Annotated in this window: 19 protein-coding genes; 6 read left to right on the top strand and 13 right to left on the bottom strand. The window is 33.3% G+C overall.

Annotated elements, in window-relative coordinates; translation table 11 throughout:
* Nucleotides 1-97: 97 nt before the first annotated feature.
* A complete protein-coding gene (locus ACUXVC_RS11730) occupies nucleotides 98-280 on the bottom strand; it encodes a hypothetical protein (protein WP_446026061.1) in 183 nt (60 codons plus the stop codon).
* Nucleotides 281-484: 204 nt separating this feature from the next.
* Between ACUXVC_RS11730 and ACUXVC_RS11725 the strand changes: the two genes are divergently transcribed.
* Nucleotides 485-1,591, top strand: a complete 1,107-nt coding sequence (locus ACUXVC_RS11725; protein WP_446026060.1) for a site-specific integrase — start codon at nucleotides 485-487, stop codon at nucleotides 1,589-1,591.
* Between the two features lie 554 nt (nucleotides 1,592-2,145).
* Here ACUXVC_RS11725 and ACUXVC_RS11720 read toward each other — a convergent pair.
* Nucleotides 2,146-2,775 (bottom strand): hypothetical protein, encoded by a 630-nt coding sequence (locus tag ACUXVC_RS11720; protein WP_446026059.1) that lies wholly within the window; start codon nucleotides 2,773-2,775, stop codon nucleotides 2,146-2,148.
* A 76-nt stretch (nucleotides 2,776-2,851) separates the two neighbouring features.
* Between ACUXVC_RS11720 and ACUXVC_RS11715 the strand changes: the two genes are divergently transcribed.
* Nucleotides 2,852-3,220: a hypothetical protein gene (locus ACUXVC_RS11715; protein ID WP_098128090.1), complete on the top strand. Its 369-nt coding sequence runs from the start codon at nucleotides 2,852-2,854 to the stop codon at nucleotides 3,218-3,220.
* A gap of 85 nt (nucleotides 3,221-3,305) precedes the next feature.
* Here the strand turns inward: ACUXVC_RS11715 and ACUXVC_RS11710 are convergent, their stop codons facing one another.
* The 5 genes from ACUXVC_RS11710 to ACUXVC_RS11690 form a co-directional block, all read right to left on the bottom strand.
* Nucleotides 3,306-5,102, bottom strand: a complete 1,797-nt coding sequence (locus ACUXVC_RS11710; protein WP_095690938.1) for an ABC transporter ATP-binding protein — start codon at nucleotides 5,100-5,102, stop codon at nucleotides 3,306-3,308.
* Complete coding sequence (locus tag ACUXVC_RS11705) at nucleotides 5,095-6,849, bottom strand: ABC transporter ATP-binding protein (RefSeq protein WP_053564518.1); 1,755 nt, start codon at nucleotides 6,847-6,849, stop codon at nucleotides 5,095-5,097. Before ACUXVC_RS11705 ends, ACUXVC_RS11710 begins: the two co-directional genes overlap by 8 nt.
* Nucleotides 6,850-7,070: 221 nt before the next feature.
* Nucleotides 7,071-7,667, bottom strand: coding sequence for a DUF1349 domain-containing protein (locus ACUXVC_RS11700; protein ID WP_001027675.1), 597 nt, complete (start codon nucleotides 7,665-7,667; stop codon nucleotides 7,071-7,073).
* 33 nt (nucleotides 7,668-7,700) lie between these two features.
* Nucleotides 7,701-8,588: a GNAT family N-acetyltransferase gene (locus tag ACUXVC_RS11695; protein ID WP_050843558.1), complete on the bottom strand. Its 888-nt coding sequence runs from the start codon at nucleotides 8,586-8,588 to the stop codon at nucleotides 7,701-7,703.
* Nucleotides 8,589-8,846: 258 nt separating this feature from the next.
* Nucleotides 8,847-9,536 carry an MOSC domain-containing protein gene (locus ACUXVC_RS11690; RefSeq protein ID WP_001262982.1) on the bottom strand — a complete coding sequence of 230 codons (690 nt, stop codon included), beginning with the start codon at nucleotides 9,534-9,536 and terminating at the stop codon, nucleotides 8,847-8,849.
* Nucleotides 9,537-9,692: 156 nt separating this feature from the next.
* Between ACUXVC_RS11690 and ACUXVC_RS11685 the strand changes: the two genes are divergently transcribed.
* Nucleotides 9,693-10,595 carry a LysR family transcriptional regulator gene (locus ACUXVC_RS11685; RefSeq protein WP_065483522.1) on the top strand — a complete coding sequence of 301 codons (903 nt, stop codon included), beginning with the start codon at nucleotides 9,693-9,695 and terminating at the stop codon, nucleotides 10,593-10,595.
* Between the two features lie 96 nt (nucleotides 10,596-10,691).
* Here the strand turns inward: ACUXVC_RS11685 and ACUXVC_RS11680 are convergent, their stop codons facing one another.
* Both ACUXVC_RS11680 and ACUXVC_RS11675 read right to left on the bottom strand, forming a co-directional pair.
* Nucleotides 10,692-10,943: a hypothetical protein gene (locus tag ACUXVC_RS11680; protein ID WP_446026058.1), complete on the bottom strand. Its 252-nt coding sequence runs from the start codon at nucleotides 10,941-10,943 to the stop codon at nucleotides 10,692-10,694.
* Between the two features lie 63 nt (nucleotides 10,944-11,006).
* Nucleotides 11,007-12,131, bottom strand: coding sequence for a C45 family autoproteolytic acyltransferase/hydolase (locus ACUXVC_RS11675; protein WP_000285230.1), 1,125 nt, complete (start codon nucleotides 12,129-12,131; stop codon nucleotides 11,007-11,009).
* A 286-nt stretch (nucleotides 12,132-12,417) separates the two neighbouring features.
* Between ACUXVC_RS11675 and ACUXVC_RS11670 the strand changes: the two genes are divergently transcribed.
* Nucleotides 12,418-12,849, top strand: a complete 432-nt coding sequence (locus tag ACUXVC_RS11670) for a hypothetical protein (RefSeq protein ID WP_000093107.1) — start codon at nucleotides 12,418-12,420, stop codon at nucleotides 12,847-12,849.
* A gap of 78 nt (nucleotides 12,850-12,927) precedes the next feature.
* Here ACUXVC_RS11670 and ACUXVC_RS11665 read toward each other — a convergent pair whose 3' ends face one another.
* Nucleotides 12,928-13,971, bottom strand: coding sequence for an aspartate-semialdehyde dehydrogenase (locus ACUXVC_RS11665; RefSeq protein WP_446026057.1), 1,044 nt, complete (start codon nucleotides 13,969-13,971; stop codon nucleotides 12,928-12,930).
* A 129-nt stretch (nucleotides 13,972-14,100) separates the two neighbouring features.
* Here ACUXVC_RS11665 and ACUXVC_RS11660 point away from each other — a divergent pair, with 129 nt between their 5' ends.
* The gene (locus ACUXVC_RS11660; protein WP_446026056.1) at nucleotides 14,101-14,967 is read left to right on the top strand and encodes a LysR family transcriptional regulator; all 867 of its coding nucleotides are present in this window, start codon (nucleotides 14,101-14,103) and stop codon (nucleotides 14,965-14,967) included.
* Between the two features lie 70 nt (nucleotides 14,968-15,037).
* Here ACUXVC_RS11660 and ACUXVC_RS11655 read toward each other — a convergent pair whose 3' ends face one another.
* The 3 genes from ACUXVC_RS11655 to ACUXVC_RS11645 all read right to left on the bottom strand — a co-directional run bounded on the left by ACUXVC_RS11655 (nucleotide 15,038) and on the right by ACUXVC_RS11645 (nucleotide 17,456).
* Nucleotides 15,038-15,643: a PRK06770 family protein gene (locus ACUXVC_RS11655; RefSeq protein ID WP_000846978.1), complete on the bottom strand. Its 606-nt coding sequence runs from the start codon at nucleotides 15,641-15,643 to the stop codon at nucleotides 15,038-15,040.
* Between the two features lie 257 nt (nucleotides 15,644-15,900).
* On the bottom strand, nucleotides 15,901-16,560 hold the full coding sequence (locus tag ACUXVC_RS11650; protein ID WP_139213228.1) for an AAA family ATPase: 660 nt from the start codon (nucleotides 16,558-16,560) through the stop codon (nucleotides 15,901-15,903).
* Entirely contained in the window at nucleotides 16,560-17,456 is an 897-nt protein-coding gene (locus tag ACUXVC_RS11645; RefSeq protein WP_095690941.1) for a CPBP family intramembrane glutamic endopeptidase, read from the bottom strand. Before ACUXVC_RS11645 ends, ACUXVC_RS11650 begins: the two co-directional genes overlap by 1 nt.
* Nucleotides 17,457-17,839: 383 nt before the next feature.
* Here ACUXVC_RS11645 and cspD point away from each other — a divergent pair, with 383 nt between their 5' ends.
* A complete protein-coding gene (cspD, locus tag ACUXVC_RS11640; RefSeq protein ID WP_000176366.1) occupies nucleotides 17,840-18,043 on the top strand; it encodes a cold-shock protein CspD in 204 nt (67 codons plus the stop codon).
* Nucleotides 18,044-18,051: the final 8 nt, after the last annotated feature.

Below are 18,051 nucleotides of genomic sequence, written 5' to 3'. Positions count from 1 at the left end.
TCAAATTGTAAAATTTTCTTCTTTTTACAATTTGAGCAAGAGAGCGTATGCTCTCTTTTTTTCTGCAATAAAAAAAGAGCCGTTAGGCTCCTATGTATTACACACCCGTTCCTGGATCTAAACTTATATCCCATCCACCTCCACCTGGATCAGAAATCATTTTCCACCCTGTACCAGGTTCTTGATTGTGTTTCCAACCACCACCACCCGGTTCATTATGCCATCCTACACCAGGATCAATTACTTTATGTCCGCCTGGATCAGTTGTAAATTTTCTCATAGTCTTACTTCCCCCTTTATCTAATTCTATTAATATTTTACTATTATTTAACATCGACTGACAATCATATCCTATAACTGAATTTGCTCATATATGGTAAGATATATCCATCGCTGATATGTCCAACTATGTAATTTTCATAGCAGCAAAATTACAACTAGACTTACACAACATGATTCAAAACAAAATGAAGGAGTGTTTTAAGTGAAAGGACATATTCGAAAAAGAGGAAATAGATATTGCATCGTTATTGATATCGGGGCTGATCCGGAGACAGGAAAAAGAAGACAAAAGTGGTTCTCTGGATATAAGACAAAAAAAGAAGCTGAAAAAGATGTAGCGAAAAAGATTACGGAGTTAAATGAAGGGACTTTTATCGAACCGTCTAAAATTACTCTAAAGGATTATTTGTTAGAGTGGTTAAAAGTAAAAGAAATGGAAGTCGACAAAAGTACGTATGGTGGTTACGAATGTATTGTTTTAAAGCATCTTATTCCTGCGCTTGGAAAAAACAACCTTAATAAACTAAATGTGATACAGATTCAACAATTTTATAGAAATTTAACTGAAAAATTATCTAACAGTAGAATCATATTGATTCATAGGATTTTAAACACTGCATTAAATCAAGCTGTTGCACAAAATTTAATCATCACAAATCCTGCTAGATTTGCAGCGAAACCAAAAAAAGAAAGCACCTCTATCCAAACTTGGACAGAGGAAGAAGTAAAAACTTTTTTGTTACATTCACAAAACTCACGATATCATACTGGCTTTATTCTGGCAATAACAACAGGAATGAGGCTAGGTGAAGTTTTAGGGCTACGTTGGCAAGATGTTGATTTCGATAAACACACAGTTACAATTAATCAAACATTAGGTCATGATAATAAAATTAAACAAAGCGCTAAATCAAATTCTTCTAAACGTACTTTACCTATACCGATAGAAACTATAAATGCCTTAAAAGAACACCACCTATTTATAAAAAAAGAAAAATTGAGATTTGGAAATGCATACAGCGATTCTAATCTGATTGTTTGTACAATGAGTGGGAATTTTGTATACAGAGACTATTTCCGAAAAAGTTACTATAAAATAATTCAAAAAGCTAACGTGCCAAAAATAAAATTCCATGATTTAAGGCATACACACGCAACTCTATTATTAAAGCAAGGTGTAAACCCGAAAATCGTTAGCGAAAGATTAGGACATTCAAATATATCTATGACATTAAGTATATATTCTCATGTTCTTCCGAATATGCAAGAGGATGCTGTTAAAAACTTTGCAAAAAACATTTTCGGATGACAATGTTTGCAAAATGTTTGCAATCCATATATTCATAGTCTTCAAACCCTTTATATATCAAGGATTTAAAGGCTATATATTACAATACCACGTAAATTATTTCTACCATCTGTCACTGAAGCCGCTATTATTTGCTAAAAAAGTATTTTAATTTTCTTATGCATGCCAAAATATATTTTGGTAAATTTGACACACATTTATATCAAACAAGCATATTTTATTGTATGGTAACTATCTAATAATACAGATTTTAAATTTTTATAAGATTTTTTTATTTTTAATTAAAAATTTACAACATTCTAAAACAGTATGCACATAATATCCTCAATTCCCTTTTTCAACATGAAACTTGTCTCAGAGCGCCTTTAAAAGCGCTCTTTATCTTTAATAAAGGTTTTATTAAAATTTAGGTTAAAAATTAATACCCTATAGTCATGATAGCTATTTACTGTTTCCAAAATAAGTTGCATTAATAATATAGAAATGAAATACCTATAAAAATTATTACTTTACTATTTCTTTAAACATGCTAGTGAGGTGATTTCGATAGATTATCAAAACAAAGATATGTTCATTAACTTTTCACTTTTAGATATTAACCGTATTATTCTCCCACATTCTCCTACTGGGCCTACCGGTTCTACTGGTTCTACTGGCTCCACTGGACACACTGGCTCTACCGGGACTACTGGGCCTACTGGTTCCACTGGGCCTACCGGGGCTACTGGGCCTACCGGGGCTACTGGTTCTACTGGTTCCACTGGTTCCACTGGACCTACCGGGGCTACCGGTTCTAACGGTTCCACTGGACCTACTGGGGCTACTGGCTCTACCGGTTCCACTGGGGCTACTGGTTCCACTGGACTTACTGGCTCCACTGGACTTACTGGCTCCACTGGACCTACCGGGGCTACTGGCTCCACTGGTTCCACCGGGCCTACTGGGGCTACCGGTTCTACTGGCTCCGCTGGTTCCACCGGGCCTACTGGCTCCACTGGTTCCACCGGGCCTACTGGGGCTACCGGTTCTACTGGCTCCGCTGGTTCCACCGGGCCTACTGGGGCTACCGGTTCTACTGGCTCCGCTGGTTCCACCGGGCCTACTGGGGCTACCGGTTCTACTGGCTCCGCTGGTTCCACCGGGCCTACTGGGGCTACTGGACATACTGGCTCTACCGGTTCCACCGGGCCTACCGGGGCGGCTAGTGTAGGATTAACAAACTATCTATATGTTTTTGATACTACTAACCAATCAATCGCAGTGGGAAGTAGTGTTACTTTTAACACAAATGGACCTATAACAGGAACTGCTCTTAGTCACATCACAGGTACTGGAAATATTATAATTAATACACTAGGAACATATGTAGCAGAGTTTCAATTACAAGCTTCTCGCGAAAACCAATTCTCCCTCGAACTAAATGGTACACCAATTCCAGGTGGGCGTTTTGGTACGGGGTCACCACATACAATCAATCAAGGTACTGCTGCTTTTACCGTAACAATTGTTCCTTCAACCTTGACTTTAATAAATAACACCTCTTCAGCAGGTACTATCACTCTCTCAAATAGTGATGGTGGCTCTTTAACAAATGTATCTGCAAGTATAAGTATTTTTCAGGTCGGATAATTAATTGGGTTAGAAAAGTGATTCATAAAATTTAGAAATATAAAAAATGAGGCTTCTCTTTTCTAGAGAAACCTCATTTTTTATATTAAATTTTAAACTGACTCGTATACAAATCAAAATAAAACCCTTTATCTTCCATGAGAGATTCATGATTCCCTCTTTCTAAAATATTTCCATCTTTTATAACAAGAATTTGATCTGCTTTTTCAATTGTTTTAAGTCGATGAGCGATCACAAAACTTGTGCGACCTCTCATTAAATTATTTAGTCCTGCTTGTATTTGTAATTCTGTTCTTGTATCAATATTTGATGTCGCTTCATCGAGAATTAATATATCTGCATCTGCTAAAATTGCTCGTGCAATCGCAAGAAGTTGTTTTTGTCCTTGACTTAAATTCGATCCTTCTGAAGCAATTTCTGTTTCATATTGATTTGGCAAATGCTTAATAAAAGAATGTGCAGATGCTGCCTTAGCTGCAGTGATAACTTCTTCATCACTAGCATCTAAGCGTCCATAACGGATATTATCCATAATCGAACCAGCAAATAAATACGTATCCTGTAAAACTACTCCTATTTTACTTCGTAAAGAATTAATATCATAATCTTTTATATCTTTTCCATCAATATGAATTTGTCCTTGCTGTATATCGTAAAAGCGAGTTAACAAATTAATGATTGTTGTTTTCCCTGATCCAGTCGGACCAACTAAAGCAATTGTCTCTCCTGGCTGCGCTTTAAGACTCACTTCTTTTAAAATCGTTTTATTTTCTGCGTAGCCAAATGAAACATTCTCAAGTGCAACATGCCCTTGTAAATTTTGTACAACGAATGCGTCTTTTTTATTTTGAATTTCTGGTACCTCATCCATAATTTCAAAAACACGTTCTCCACCAGCAACTGCCGCTTGAATTGTATTCATTAAAGTCGCAAATTGACTTAGCGGTCTTGAGAATTGACGAGAATAATTAATAAAAGCCGCAATAACTCCTACTGTTGTCATTCCGTTTAAGACCATAACTGATCCAGTCCCAATGACAAGGCCCATACCTAAATTATTAATAAAGTTCATACTTGGAAAAATAAAAGCTGAAAATGTATCAGCCTTCGTAGCTGAAACTCTTAGCTGTTCATTAATTTTATTGAAATTTTGTACAGTTTCTTTTTCTTTTCCGTACAACGTTGTAACATCCGCACCTGTAATTGCTTCCTCAATAAATCCATTTAATTCACCTAAATCTTTTTGACGCTTCGCAAAGTTTTTACCACTATATGTAACTAGTTTTTTTGTAACGTAAAACATAATAGGTACTGTAATTAAAGTTACAATTGCTAAAATCCAATTTAAGGCGAACATTGCAATCGTTACACCTATAAAAGTTAATGCTGATGAAATAATTTGTACAACGCTTTGTGTCAAAGCTTGATTCAAATTATCTATATCATTTGTCACACGGCTCATTAAATCACCTTGAGAACGCACATCAAAGAACCGTAAAGAAAGCGTTTGGATTTTCTCAAAAATATCTTGTCGTATTTTTTGAATTGTTTTTAATGCAACGTTAATCATGACAAACGTTTGTAACCATGTTAAAAGTACAGTTACACCATAAATCGCGATAAGTAACATACACATTCTTGCTGTACCACTTAAATCTTTCGGTACAATATATTGATCTATAATAACTCCCATAAAATAGGGACCTAATAATCCAAGTAATGTAGTAACAACGACTAGAAATATAACAAACATAAGAGCAGCTTTTTGATAGCCCATATAGTTCCATACCCGCATTACAGTTCCTTGAGCATTTTTAGCTTTTCCCATCTTTGGGGTGTTTCGTCCACCTTTATTAGCAAATTGCCCTTGAAAATTACGCATGTTCTTCCCCACCTTCTTTATCTAAATTACCACCTTGGGAAAGATAAATTTCCTGATAAACCTCACTTTGTTCTAACAATTGTTCATGTGTACCATTGCCAACTAATTCACCATTATCTAATACAAGTATTTTATCCGCATCCATTATGGAAGAAATTTTAGACGCAATTAATAAAGTTGTTGTGCCTTTATATTTTGTTTTTAAAGCTATTTGAATAGTAGCCTCTGATTTTGCATCAACTGCTGATGTAGAATCATCTAATATGAGAATCGGTGGCTTTCTCACAAGTGCCCTTGCAATTGATACACGTTGTTTTTGTCCACCTGATAGATTTGTCGCGCCTTGTGTTAAATTATATTGATAAGATTCTTCCAGCTTATTGATAAACTCAGTCGCACAAGCTGATGCAGCTGCTACTTCCAGCTCGTCATGTGTTGCATCTTCTTTACCATAACGTAAATTTTCTTCTATACTGCCTGAGAACAACAACGCCTTCTGAGGTACAAACCCTATTGAAGCACGGAGTTTTTGCAAATCATATTTTTTAACATCTATTCCATCTATACATATTTCACCATGATCCACATCATATAGACGTGGTAACAGTTTCGCTAAGGTAGATTTACCACTTCCAGTTGATCCAATAATCCCTACTTTTTCACCTTTTTGTATGCTAAACGAAATATCTTTTAAAACGTATTCATTATTTTTCGTATAGCTATAACTAACATTTTTAAATTCGATATTTCCTTCAATTTTCTCAGGTTCGATCGCATACGCTTCGCTTATAATATCAACCTCGGTATTTAACACTTGCTGTACACGATCCGCAGATGGAAAAGCTCGCGCAATTTGAATAAATACCATGCTAATCGACATAAGTGACATTAAAATGATATTCAAGTAATTAATAAATGCCAAAATCGCTCCTACTTGAAGCGTTCCATCGAATACTTTTTCTCCACCAATCCATAATGTTGCGACAATGCCGCCACTTACAACTAGCATAATGATTGGCATCATTAAAGAAATAAGTTGCACAGCTCGAATATTTATCTTCGTTAAATTTGTATTTACATTTCCAAATTGAGCGATTTCGTATTTTTGTCTTACATACGCTTTTATAACACGCACACCAGATAAATTTTCTTGTAGCTTTGTATTCACTTTGTCTAATGCCTCTTGCACCTTTTTAAATGTACCACTTGCTTTACTTGCAATTAAAATAATCGCAAGTAATAAAATCGGAACAACTACAAGTAATATTGGAAATAACTCTCGCGCTGTTACAAAAACAATAATTATACTTCCGATAAATAACAGTGGACCACGAACGAGAACACGTAATGTCATCGTCATTGCCGATTGAATGGAAGTGATATCATTTGTCACGATCGTTAATAATTTACCTGTTCCAAATGAGTCCCGATTATTACTAGAAAATGTTTCTATTTTCGCAAACACATCTTTTCGTATGTCTGTAGCGAAATTAACAGCTGCTTTTGTAGAATACATCATACACCCAAGCCCTCCAACTAAACCGAGTGCTGCTGCTCCTATCATAAGAAGCCCCATTTTTATTACATAATTTAAATCCCGATTTGCAATCCCAACATCAATGATATGTTGCATAATAGTCGGTTGAATTAAGTCCATCGCAACCTCAAGTACCATAAATAGCGGCCCAATAATAGCGAAGAACATGTATGGTTTTAAATACTGTAATAACTTACGAAATGATTTCATACATAATCTCCTTTTCCCATGAAATTACCACTGAATAATTCATATCCCTCCTTATTTAAGCTATATATTTTGTAATTTCTTTATTACTTCTATTATATTATGCAAATTAATATTTAACATTATTAAATGATAAGTATTAATGACTTTCTAGTCAATAAATGTGCTTTATATTTTATAAATACAAAAACCGTATTCTTAATGAAAAGAATACGGTTTTTCATCTATATTTCTTCAATTGTAAAATGTAAAAACTCAGTCTCAAATCCCTTATTTTTAGAAGGACTACACGTGTAAAAACCTATTTTAACAGGCTCCTTCCCTATATCCTCCATTAAATGAGCGATTCTTATTTGTTCCCATTGATGGCCCTTTTTCACATATATTGTATAATCACCGCTTTTTCGAATAATTCGAAAACGAAGTTGTTGCTTAGCTGCTTCAGTTGGATAATCTTGCGTTGACCAGTCAGAATATCCATTATTCGTTACGACAGCACCTAAGTGAGATGGCCCTTCAGGGATATATTCTAAAGATGTTTTTAGCCAACAGTTCTCCGAAATCATAACAAAAAGACCTGCTTGATCGAATTTTGAATTTGGATTCATACGTAACTGAACTTCAGCTTGAAAGTCTGTCATCATCTCATTATAAAATACATGACCATTCATTACTTCAAAACCATAATGTGTTTTAAGCCAAAAATCAGTTTCTGCTTTCGAACGGACAATAAACGCATGATTATCATTAATTTTATAGTATTCAGGTACATTCATTATAGTGAGTTGCTCAATATGTTCTGGTATATACGATATATTCATAGCTCCTCCATAATAAAGCATTTATATAGACATTTAAAACTCCGCTAATACTGGGAATTTATAACCTTTAAAATCTAACTCTTTATCACTTCGAACCATTAAATACTTGCTAGACTGTACTTCTGTAAACTGTACATCCTCAACCCCTAATTGATCCGGAGAAAAATAAAATTCGATTTCCGTAAACCTTTCATTGATTTCTCCACATAATTCATCTAAAACCGGAAGTACTGGCGCAAATACTCCAAATAATTTCAACTTTTCATTTTCTACTTCATAAACGATTAGAGCATCTAGTTTCTCTGAATAATACAATTTCTCATTCCATTCCGAATCATACATATTCAAATAAAATGAAGGATGGAAGTTTAAAGTTGAAAAACTATTTGAAAGTCTTTGGCTACTATCAATAGTTTCATGTATTAACTGTCTATTCTCTATATTATAGTAATCTAACTTTTTAAGTAGTGAATCGTTATTATTAATATTTTTATCATATGGTATAGTCATCAAATATTCCTGCACAACTTTAAATCCAAATGCTGTATATAGTTCAGGGTTTTCCGTAAACAATAATGCACATTCACATTTCTTATCGATTTCTTCTATCATTTTATCCATTAATTGTGTCATTAACCCTTGTCTACGGAAATTAGGGTGTGTCATTACTGATTGAATACCCGCCGCATTTATTTTTTCACCATTAATTAATAATGGGAGTGAAAATGCCGCAACATTTGCAATCACTTTATCTTCTTGTAAAAACGATAAAGCTTTATATGTATCATCCCAATATCCTTTATCCGAAAAATCATTCAATGTTTGAGTTTTAATTCCAAACACTTCTTCAAATAAAGGAAATAACTGCTCTCTTTTCGGTTCTTCTATTAGAAGACTTGCCAATTTTTCAACATTCCCCATGTTGTACCTCCAAATGTTAAATTCCATTAAATTAGATATACTTATATGACCTACTCTTAAAAATAGAGGTCTTACCAATCAATATACTATCATAAAACATAAAAAAAAAGTCTAATTAATTTTATGTTTTGACTATTTGAAAATAAGTCGAATAAAACAATATTAAGATTTCTGGATATTAATTAGTTTATTATATAAAAATAGCGCTTTCTAATTAGCTTTTACTAATAGAAATACACTATTTATAATAAAATATTTTTATTCTTTTATCCCTTCAAGTCTTTCCTTCGTATTAATTTCTTCTCCACTTATACGCTTTTCAAAAGACTTTCTCCAACTACTTGAAAGTGCATTTACTTCTAATATTCTTTTTACCCCTTCAATATTTTGTTTTTCCTTATGCATGATACGATTAGCAAACGCTATTGAAACACCTTTCGGATCAGACTGTAGACTTTTTAATGTATCGACTGATGATACCCATCCTTCTTTTAATACACGAAAATAAAATCCTGTATATCCTGTTTCTTGAAAATATAGTGGTAACTTTGGAATATTATATTTTTTTGCTAATTTAAAACAAGGTTGCCTTGGTTGTGTTACCTGTACGATTGCCTCTCCGAGCTCAAACGTATCACCAATACAAACATCCTCTTCGCGCATACCACTAACTGTTATATTTTCTCCGAAAGCCCCATATACAAGATCTTGATTCAATTCTTTTTCCCAGTATGGATAGTGATCACCAGTATAAACACAAACTGCTTTATCTACTCCTCCATGATGAACTAAGTCCGCCTGTCCATCTCCATTAAATTTTACAAAGGATAAATATACCGGTTCCTTTACTTGTTTCTTATTTATGCCTGTATGAATTACTTTTCCGCCGTATATAACCTCTTTTGGTAATCCTATATTTAAAGATAATAATTGATATTCATTAGCCATTCTATTTCCTCCTTTAAAGGTGTTACATGTATTTTCTCTCGATTAATTTTTACAACCCTCTCTGTTACATAAAGATGATTATAAAACCTCTAAAATCATTGTTCAATTCAATTATTTATATAATAATGATAGGTATAACCTATCATTATACTTGAGGTGATTCCAATCGAATTACGACAACTTGAATACTTTTTAGCTGTTTCAAAAGAATTACATTTCACAAAAGCAGCTGAAAAATTAAATATTTCACAGCCTTCACTAAGTCAACAAATACGTGCATTAGAGCATGAAGTAGGAATGCCACTTTTCGATCGAATTGGTAAAAAAATATCATTAACTGAAGCAGGGAAGATTTTATTATCACATAGTAAAACCATTTTTCATGAAGTCGAACAAGCTCGTTCAGCTATTCAAGACCTAAACGGATTACAGCAAGGTTCCTTAACAATAGGGGCTTTGTTAACCGTCGTAAATTATTTACTACCAACAGCTATTTTAAATTTTAATAATTTATATCCTAATATAGAGCTTTCTGTATTAGGGCTTCGTACAGGAGATATTCGTGAAAAATTATTACAAAACGAACTAGATATTGGAATTACATTTCTCCCGGTGCAAGATAAAGAGATTATCTCCATCCCTCTATACAAAAGCGATCTTACATTGGTCGTGCCCACTGGTCATCGATTAGCTGAACGTAATCATGTATCTATTGCTGAATTACAGAACTACCCTTTAATTCTTTTACCTAAAAATTTCTTTTTAACCGAACTAATTACATCTCATTGTCAAAAGTTAAACTTTAAACCAAGGCCAATTTTAGAAATTAGTACGATGGAATCTTTAATCCAAATGGTTTCCAAAGGAATGGGAATTACAGTGTTACCCAAACCATATATAGACTTTTTACAAAATAAAAACATTCAAGCTATTAAAATAGAAAACCCTACTCCAATAATTGAAATAGGGCTAATTTATAGAAAAGATAAATATATGTGTGCTGCAACTCGAGAATTTATTGAGCAACTAAAAATCACAGTACGTTCTTTCCAAAACTAAACAAAAGAGATTATCCTATGAAACCGTTTCACAAGAATTTAGTAGAATAATCTCTTTTCAAAACAAAGTAAACATTATATTTAACTCTTATAAACTTTAATGTACCTTTTTAGATATTGGAATATATTTAGTAAAATATGCACGAACTAGCAATAATACAATTGAAAATAACCAAGTAAAAGCACCGCCAAAATGAAACCAATATGCAAACATATTTAAGATTGCAAGTGAAAAGAAGCAAATAGAAGTTACCGCACTTTTCAATCCTTTTATCCCAGACTTTTTTCTCTTTTGATAAGCAATATACATCGCAATGACAAGAAAAAAGATAAGAACAAATGGTAACATAACTTTTAGTATTGATAATCCCTCCAGTATAAATGCACTCTTTACATCACCATCTTATCCCATTTATCTTTTAGGTATCAATTCATTCTTATCTTCCTTCCAAAAGTCAGTATAAGTTTTATTTTTAAAGTTCACGTTCACCTCAGAAAACGGCATACTTCCTCCAACTTTCAATGAATACCAGTCGTTTAAAAGTGGTGATCCGAAACAAATCTTCATTGTACGATCATGTAAATCGAATAATACAGAATGTAAAGTTCCAAACCATTCTTCATAGTTATGCACAGTAAGTCCAGCAGGATATTCTTCTTCTACTAACTTTTTTAAAGACTCTATGCTTACTTGTTCACATCTATTTAAATGCTCATGTAAAAGGTGATATCTCTTTGTTGATTGTTCTAATTTCCTATTATTTAATTTCTGAATTGATGAACTAACTGCATGGTTTGTTGATACAATAAAAGCTTGTTTTTCACCATCAATCGTTATTGTGGATTTATGACCGTCAAATATTTCAATATATGCTGCATTTAAAGGATCAGCTATTATTAAATTAATATTACTAGCAATTGGGATTTCTTCTATTAGTAACTTAGCTTCCTGCACATTTTTACATTTCTCCAACAACAATCGAATTACCGCAAAACATTGTAAACCACTCACCATTGGCTTTCTTAAACCTGCAATATTTCCTACTGGTTGACCACATGCTGAAAATGTAACAGCTAATCCATGCTCGTTTATCCCTTCCGTTCGGCCAAAATATTGAGTAGAAAAGCCACTATGTGCATACGCACCTTCAACATGAGTTGAACAAAAACGCATATCATCTATTACTGGTGACAAATCATAATTCCTTAATACATATGTGTGCTCTAAATCGGTCTTTTTAGGTAATACTGCACAATGACTACAACCTGCTTTCAATAGTGTTTGATAGTAATACATCATATTTTTTGAAGGAATTTTTAACACTTCACAAAACCCCTCAATTTCTTCATTTATGCCTGGACAATGTTTGTTTAGTATATTTCTCGATTCTGTCCAATGGTTATTAGATATTACATTTTCTTCGTGTATAAATTGCGGGATGAGATACGGATTTTGTTTCACGAATTCCCCTTGTTGCTTTCCAATCTCATAATAACTTCCTTTTAATGATGAAAAATACCCCTTTACTTGATACATCAAAATCCCCCTCACATTGGATATATCCATATCGTACCAAATGGATTTCATTCATCCTTGATGTTTTTTACTATCTTTCTTTAACACCATCCCATTTTAATATCTCCACTAATAATTATTTACTAGACAATTAAAGTTTTGTTAATATTGCTGTAATAGCTTTATTTCAAAATAAAGTAGTTTGGATATCAAATGAGCAAAATACTTTGTTAAACCCACTTATAAGCAATCATCTAATTCATGAAATCAAAAAACTTATTTATCAAAATAAAAGGAGAATTTATGTATGAGTAGTTGCAAACCAATTGATAAATTAACTATTGAGGACCTAAAACAAAACCCCATTTGGGAATGGGCAATAGATGAAGAGGAAAACGAAGAACATGACGAAACATGGGTAAAACCAGCGGCAACTACTAATTTTACAGAAGAATTAAACGGTTCAATCGTACTAGGCGAATTATTCTTACATAATGGTGAAAAATTCCCTATGATGTGTGAAATTGATATTGAAGGTGACGAGGCCGTAATTCGTTCTGTTGTTTATTATAAGGAAGCAAAAAATGAGTATATTGCTATAGAAGATATTGTGAAAACGGTCGAAATGCCGTTATCGATTATTATTAATCTTACAATTCATGCAGAATCCAAAACCTTACGCTTCACTGCACATAAAGTAGACATTTATAAAAATTCAATAACGACTAATTTTAATTAAAGTCGGCCGAAATAAAGAAAACAATTATGAAATACAAACTGGGGAGTCATTAACGATTCCCCAGTTTTTTAAACTATATTAAAGTATCCCCTTTTCCACTAAAGTCTCTGCAATTTGAACTGAATTCCAAGCCGCACCTTTTAATAGGTTATCGGAAACAATCCAGAGGTGGAATCCGTTTGGCGTATCAAGATCTTTACGTATTCTTCCGACAAATGTATCTATTTTCCCTTCTGCATATAATGGCATTGGATACAGCTGTTCACTAGGGTTATCCTGCAAAATAACACCTGGTGCATCCATTAGTATTCCCTTGATTTCCGCAACGCTTGCTTCTTTTTCCAGTTCTATATAAACCGATTCTGAATGCCCCGATACAACTGGAACACGTACACAAGTAGCTGCCATTTTCAAGTTTTCATCTTCTAATATTTTCTTCGTTTCTTGAATCATTTTGACTTCTTCAAAAGTAAAATCATTGTCTGTAAATATATCTACTTGAGGCAGTACATTAAATGCTATTGGATAATGTTTTTTATCTTTTTTCACCGGTAATATATCACTCTTCACTTCTTCACCTGCAAGTATAGACTTAGCCTGCTCTCGTAATTCATGAATCGCATGAATGCCAGAACCCGATACAGCTTGATATGTTGAAACGATAATTCTTTCTAAACCAAATGATTTTCGAATCGGCTGAAGTGCTGTTACCATCTGTAGTGCTGAACAATTTGGAACTGCAATGATACCTTTATGCTGTTTTAAAGTGTGCGCATTCACTTCCGGAACAACGAGCGGTACACCTTGTGCCATTCGGTACTCACTTGTGTTATCAATTACAATCGCACCACTAGAAACTGCATGAGTTACAAATTGTCTAGATACTTCTCCCCCAGCGCTAAAAAAGGCAATATCTACACCTTCAAAGCTAGTTGTTTTTGCCTCTTGTATAATTATCTCTCGTCCTTTGAATCTTACTTTCTTACCAGCGGATCGTTTTGACGAAAGCAATGTAACTTCAACTATATTAAACTTCATTTCATTCTCTAACAGTTCAATAATTTTTTGCCCTACCGCACCTGTAGCCCCAACAACAGCTACATGATAGCCCTTTTTGATCATCTTTTCTCCTCCAATATCACCTGAATGAATATTTCTACAATTTCATTTTATACAGAATTTAATCATTTGGAAAATTAAAATACATGATATAATCATTCACAAATCATGATAATAAAAGAGGGATCGCTTATGGAAATGAGACATGTTAAAACATTTTGCGCCATTGTGAAGTATGGTAATTTTTCTAAAGCTGCGCACGCGCTAGGTTATGCGCAATCTACTGTTACAGCACATATGAAAGCTTTAGAGAACGATTTACATATTCCTCTTTTCGATCGGTTAGGGAAAAAAGTGCTACTTACAAAAGCCGGTCATCAATTTCATCCTTATGCATTAGAATTACTTTCAATATATGAAAAAGCGCAAGAAATCCCCCAAAATACAGATTATTTAGAAGGTACATTAAGTATTACATCTAATGAATCATTAGCGGTATACCGATTACCACAATTATTACGTACTTACAAACAGAAAAATCCGAAAGTAAATATCGTACTTGAAACAAACACAAATGAACAAGCATTACAAAAATTACGTGAAGGAGAAACAGACGTTGTCTTCATAATTGGAGAAAGTATAGAACATAATGATTTTATTACGCGTACTTTTAGTAATGAAACATTTGGATGGATTTTACCAGTTTATTCCGCTGCACATACAAATCCATTCCAGTTATTACAGGAAACCCAGTTCATTTTTACAGAAAGAAGCTGCGGCTATAGGACAATGGTAGATCGTTTTTTACGTCAAAGCGGAAATATTCCAGCTAAAACATTTGAAACTTCCAATGTTGAAGTCATTAAACAATCCGTCATGTGTGAGTTAGGCATTTCAATTCTTCCTTATATCGTTGTACAGGAAAGTTGTCAAAAAGAACAACTATGTTTTCAGCCTATCAAAACTCCATCCGTTATTCAAAGTCATGTAATCTATCATAAATCCAGATGGATTTCCCCGGTGTTACAGTCGTTTCTTTCCTTACTTGAACGAGATTAAGATATTAAGAAGTACATTTAAAAAGAGTAATTGCCTAATAAGCAATTACTCTCTTACATTAATTAGTATATTATTTATTAGTCTGTCCGCCACCTGCAATTAATTTACTACCTGAATATGTACCTTTGTTCATAAACACTTGATTAATTAATTCTTTTTGCTCAGCTTCCGACATTACTCCTTTTCCTTCTCCTAAATTCCCACTTTGTAATTTCCAAATCTTATTGTGATCCCCATCAACCTTTTCATATTTCCCTTGTTTCCATCGTTCTAAAATTTCTACATATGTACTTCCCTGTACAAGATCATTACTCTTTACAATATCAATTAAGCTTTCAATCCGCTCTTGTGTAATAAAAATATAGCCCCACTTTTGATCAGCTTTCGCTTTTTGATGTGCCATTTCATGTAATGCTGTCTGTATGTTCTCATCTGTCCATTTAAAATTTTTATTAAAACCACTATTTGGCAATGAATAATTGCCATTTTCTAAAATCTTTGCATCTTCTGCTTTTACGTTACTATCGGCTAATACTTCTACTGCTGGAGCAGCTGGTGATGCCTTTTTCGCAGCTGGTTTACTATTATTTAAATAATGCAGCATACCATATGTTAAACCTACTCCGATTACCGCCATACCAGCTATAACACCTATTATTTTCAAAAATGTTTTCATCTCGCTTGTTTCCTCCCAAATATCTCTGTTCTGACTACCTAATTATTTCTTATATAAAAACTGTTACTTCATTCAAAATATCGCATCGCATCCCCTATCATATTATTTATATATACTTCCTCATATTGTATTTCTTTTTCTTTAAAATTGAAAGATTATTCTGTTAAATAATGAAAATATTCTACAAATTTTTCCTTTATATTTATAAAGAAACAAAAAAACAACGAGCGCGTTCTACAACACTCGTTGTTTTTACTTTATGCACGATTTTCTTTTAACCACTTCGTAATAGCATCTAACCTCGAAACATCAAAACGTCTTTCTTCACACACATTCAAATTTTTTGAGTTTCTCACTATTTCTAATTCATTATTTCTTACACTTTTCGCCTCAATTAATTTACAATACCCATCTGTAACAGTATTTAAATTTTCATAATAACGCTGAAACGATTTTGATATATGTAAATGTTTTTCAAAGTTTCTTCTTCTTTTCGTTTCATCATATACTTTCCGCTTTCTAAGTTCTTCATCGTTCGTATATAAATAAAAATATTGATCCGGAAAACCAATTTCCCTATTTAACATCTTTTCTTTATAAAAATTTTCTATTAAAGATAATGGCTGATTAAATATATCAAAATGAAAACACCAATTATAACTAAGTGGCTGAAATATATCACCATCGAGTATTACTAATTCATATTGCTCTGACTTCTGAACAGCTATATTCCAGCGCTCAACTTGTTTTTCAAAATACCATGTTCTATGTTCATTTTTTGGCCTTTCAAATAAAGAATTCACTTCAGGTATTATATAAGCACCATAATTCTTTTCTAATTCACGGCACGTGGTACTTTTACCAACAGCGCTTGCTCCCTCAAATGCTATTATCCCCATAGTTTCTCCCTCTTTCATTAACTAAAATTTCGTTGTTTCACTTTTCTTCCCCATAACTTTCTCCATAAAACAATTGAAGCGATAGTGAGCATGATTGTTGTAATGATACTACCTTCAATTCCAAACGTGCCTCCATGAAGGAATACGGGGCCATTTGTTGCAGGTTTAAATAACGGCGTTGAATATATGGTCATCCCGCTAACTGCAAAACCGTAGACGTTATATTGTGCCCAATTCCAAATGGAATGCCATGCGCAAATCCCCCACAGACTACTGTCTTTTAAAACGTAAAAAGCTGCAAATACACCAACTAATATTATATTCGATATTGAAAGAATTGTAATACCTGGATTAAGTAAATGAAGAAAACCAAATAAGAAAGACGTCACAACAATCCCAACCCATATACGACTTCTAACAGAAAGAACCGGGAATAACCAACCTCGTACAATAATTTCTTCTGTTGCCCCTTGTATTAAAAATGCGACTAAAGAACCTACAATACCCAATATAGCGGTTACTGTAATTTTTTGTATTTGTAATGTTACAACTCCTGCTAATAGGAGTAAAATTACTGGTATTGAAATGAAAACAAATCCTATTAATGCACCTCTCAAATATTTTCTTATCCATTGATTCCCCCAAAAACCAATAGATGAAAATGATCTTTTCTCTACAAATCTAATCCATAAAAACACAAAAAATATTGCGCCGCCAAACGTTAATATCATCTCAATGTCGCTATAAATCGCCTTCATAAAAGTTGTTTCTGCTTTCGGTAAAATCAGCATAAACAACATAAATAATTCACCTAAAGTTAAAAATATAATCGCGAGTATGACAGCAAAAACAGGATGAACTTTTCTTCTTCCTTCTTTTGCTGCTTCAATTATTTTAAATTGTTTATTTTGCAATATTCTATCCTCCTAATTATGGTACTCATCAGCAATATTAAAATAATATTTAGCCTTTTATTTAAACTTATTTTTTCATATAAATGATTTTTGTTTGGAATAAATTCAAATTAGGAATAATATATAAATAAAAGAGGTGCCTTTGTGCCTTTACTATTATCACCCAGATTAGTCAGTGGTATTACCAGCACTTGCTATTTCCCACCATTTGTTGTAAGATAGTAATTAAGGTCAATTTAACACTATATTTTCTTTGCATATTATCAAGTATCAATCAGGGACATTTTGTACTCCTTATGGGTTTTTGATAATATGTGAACTTTTATTTTCATTCAAATAAGGCCGATCATATTGTAATTTTTCTACTTTTAGGAGGCATTACCATGACATTAACAGGTAAAGTAAAATGGTTTAACAGCGAAAAAGGTTTCGGTTTCATCGAAGTTGCAGACGGTAACGACGTATTCGTTCACTTCTCAGCTATCACTGGCGACGGCTTCAAGTCTCTAGACGAAGGTCAAGAAGTTAGCTTCGAAGTTGAAGAAGGTAACCGCGGACCTCAAGCTAAAAACGTTGTAAAGCTATAATTCAAACA

The sequence above is a fragment of the Bacillus sp. N6 genome, from assembly GCF_052805735.1.
Note: the sequence above shows the minus strand (reverse complement) of the source record. Positions and strands in the feature narration are given on the sequence as shown.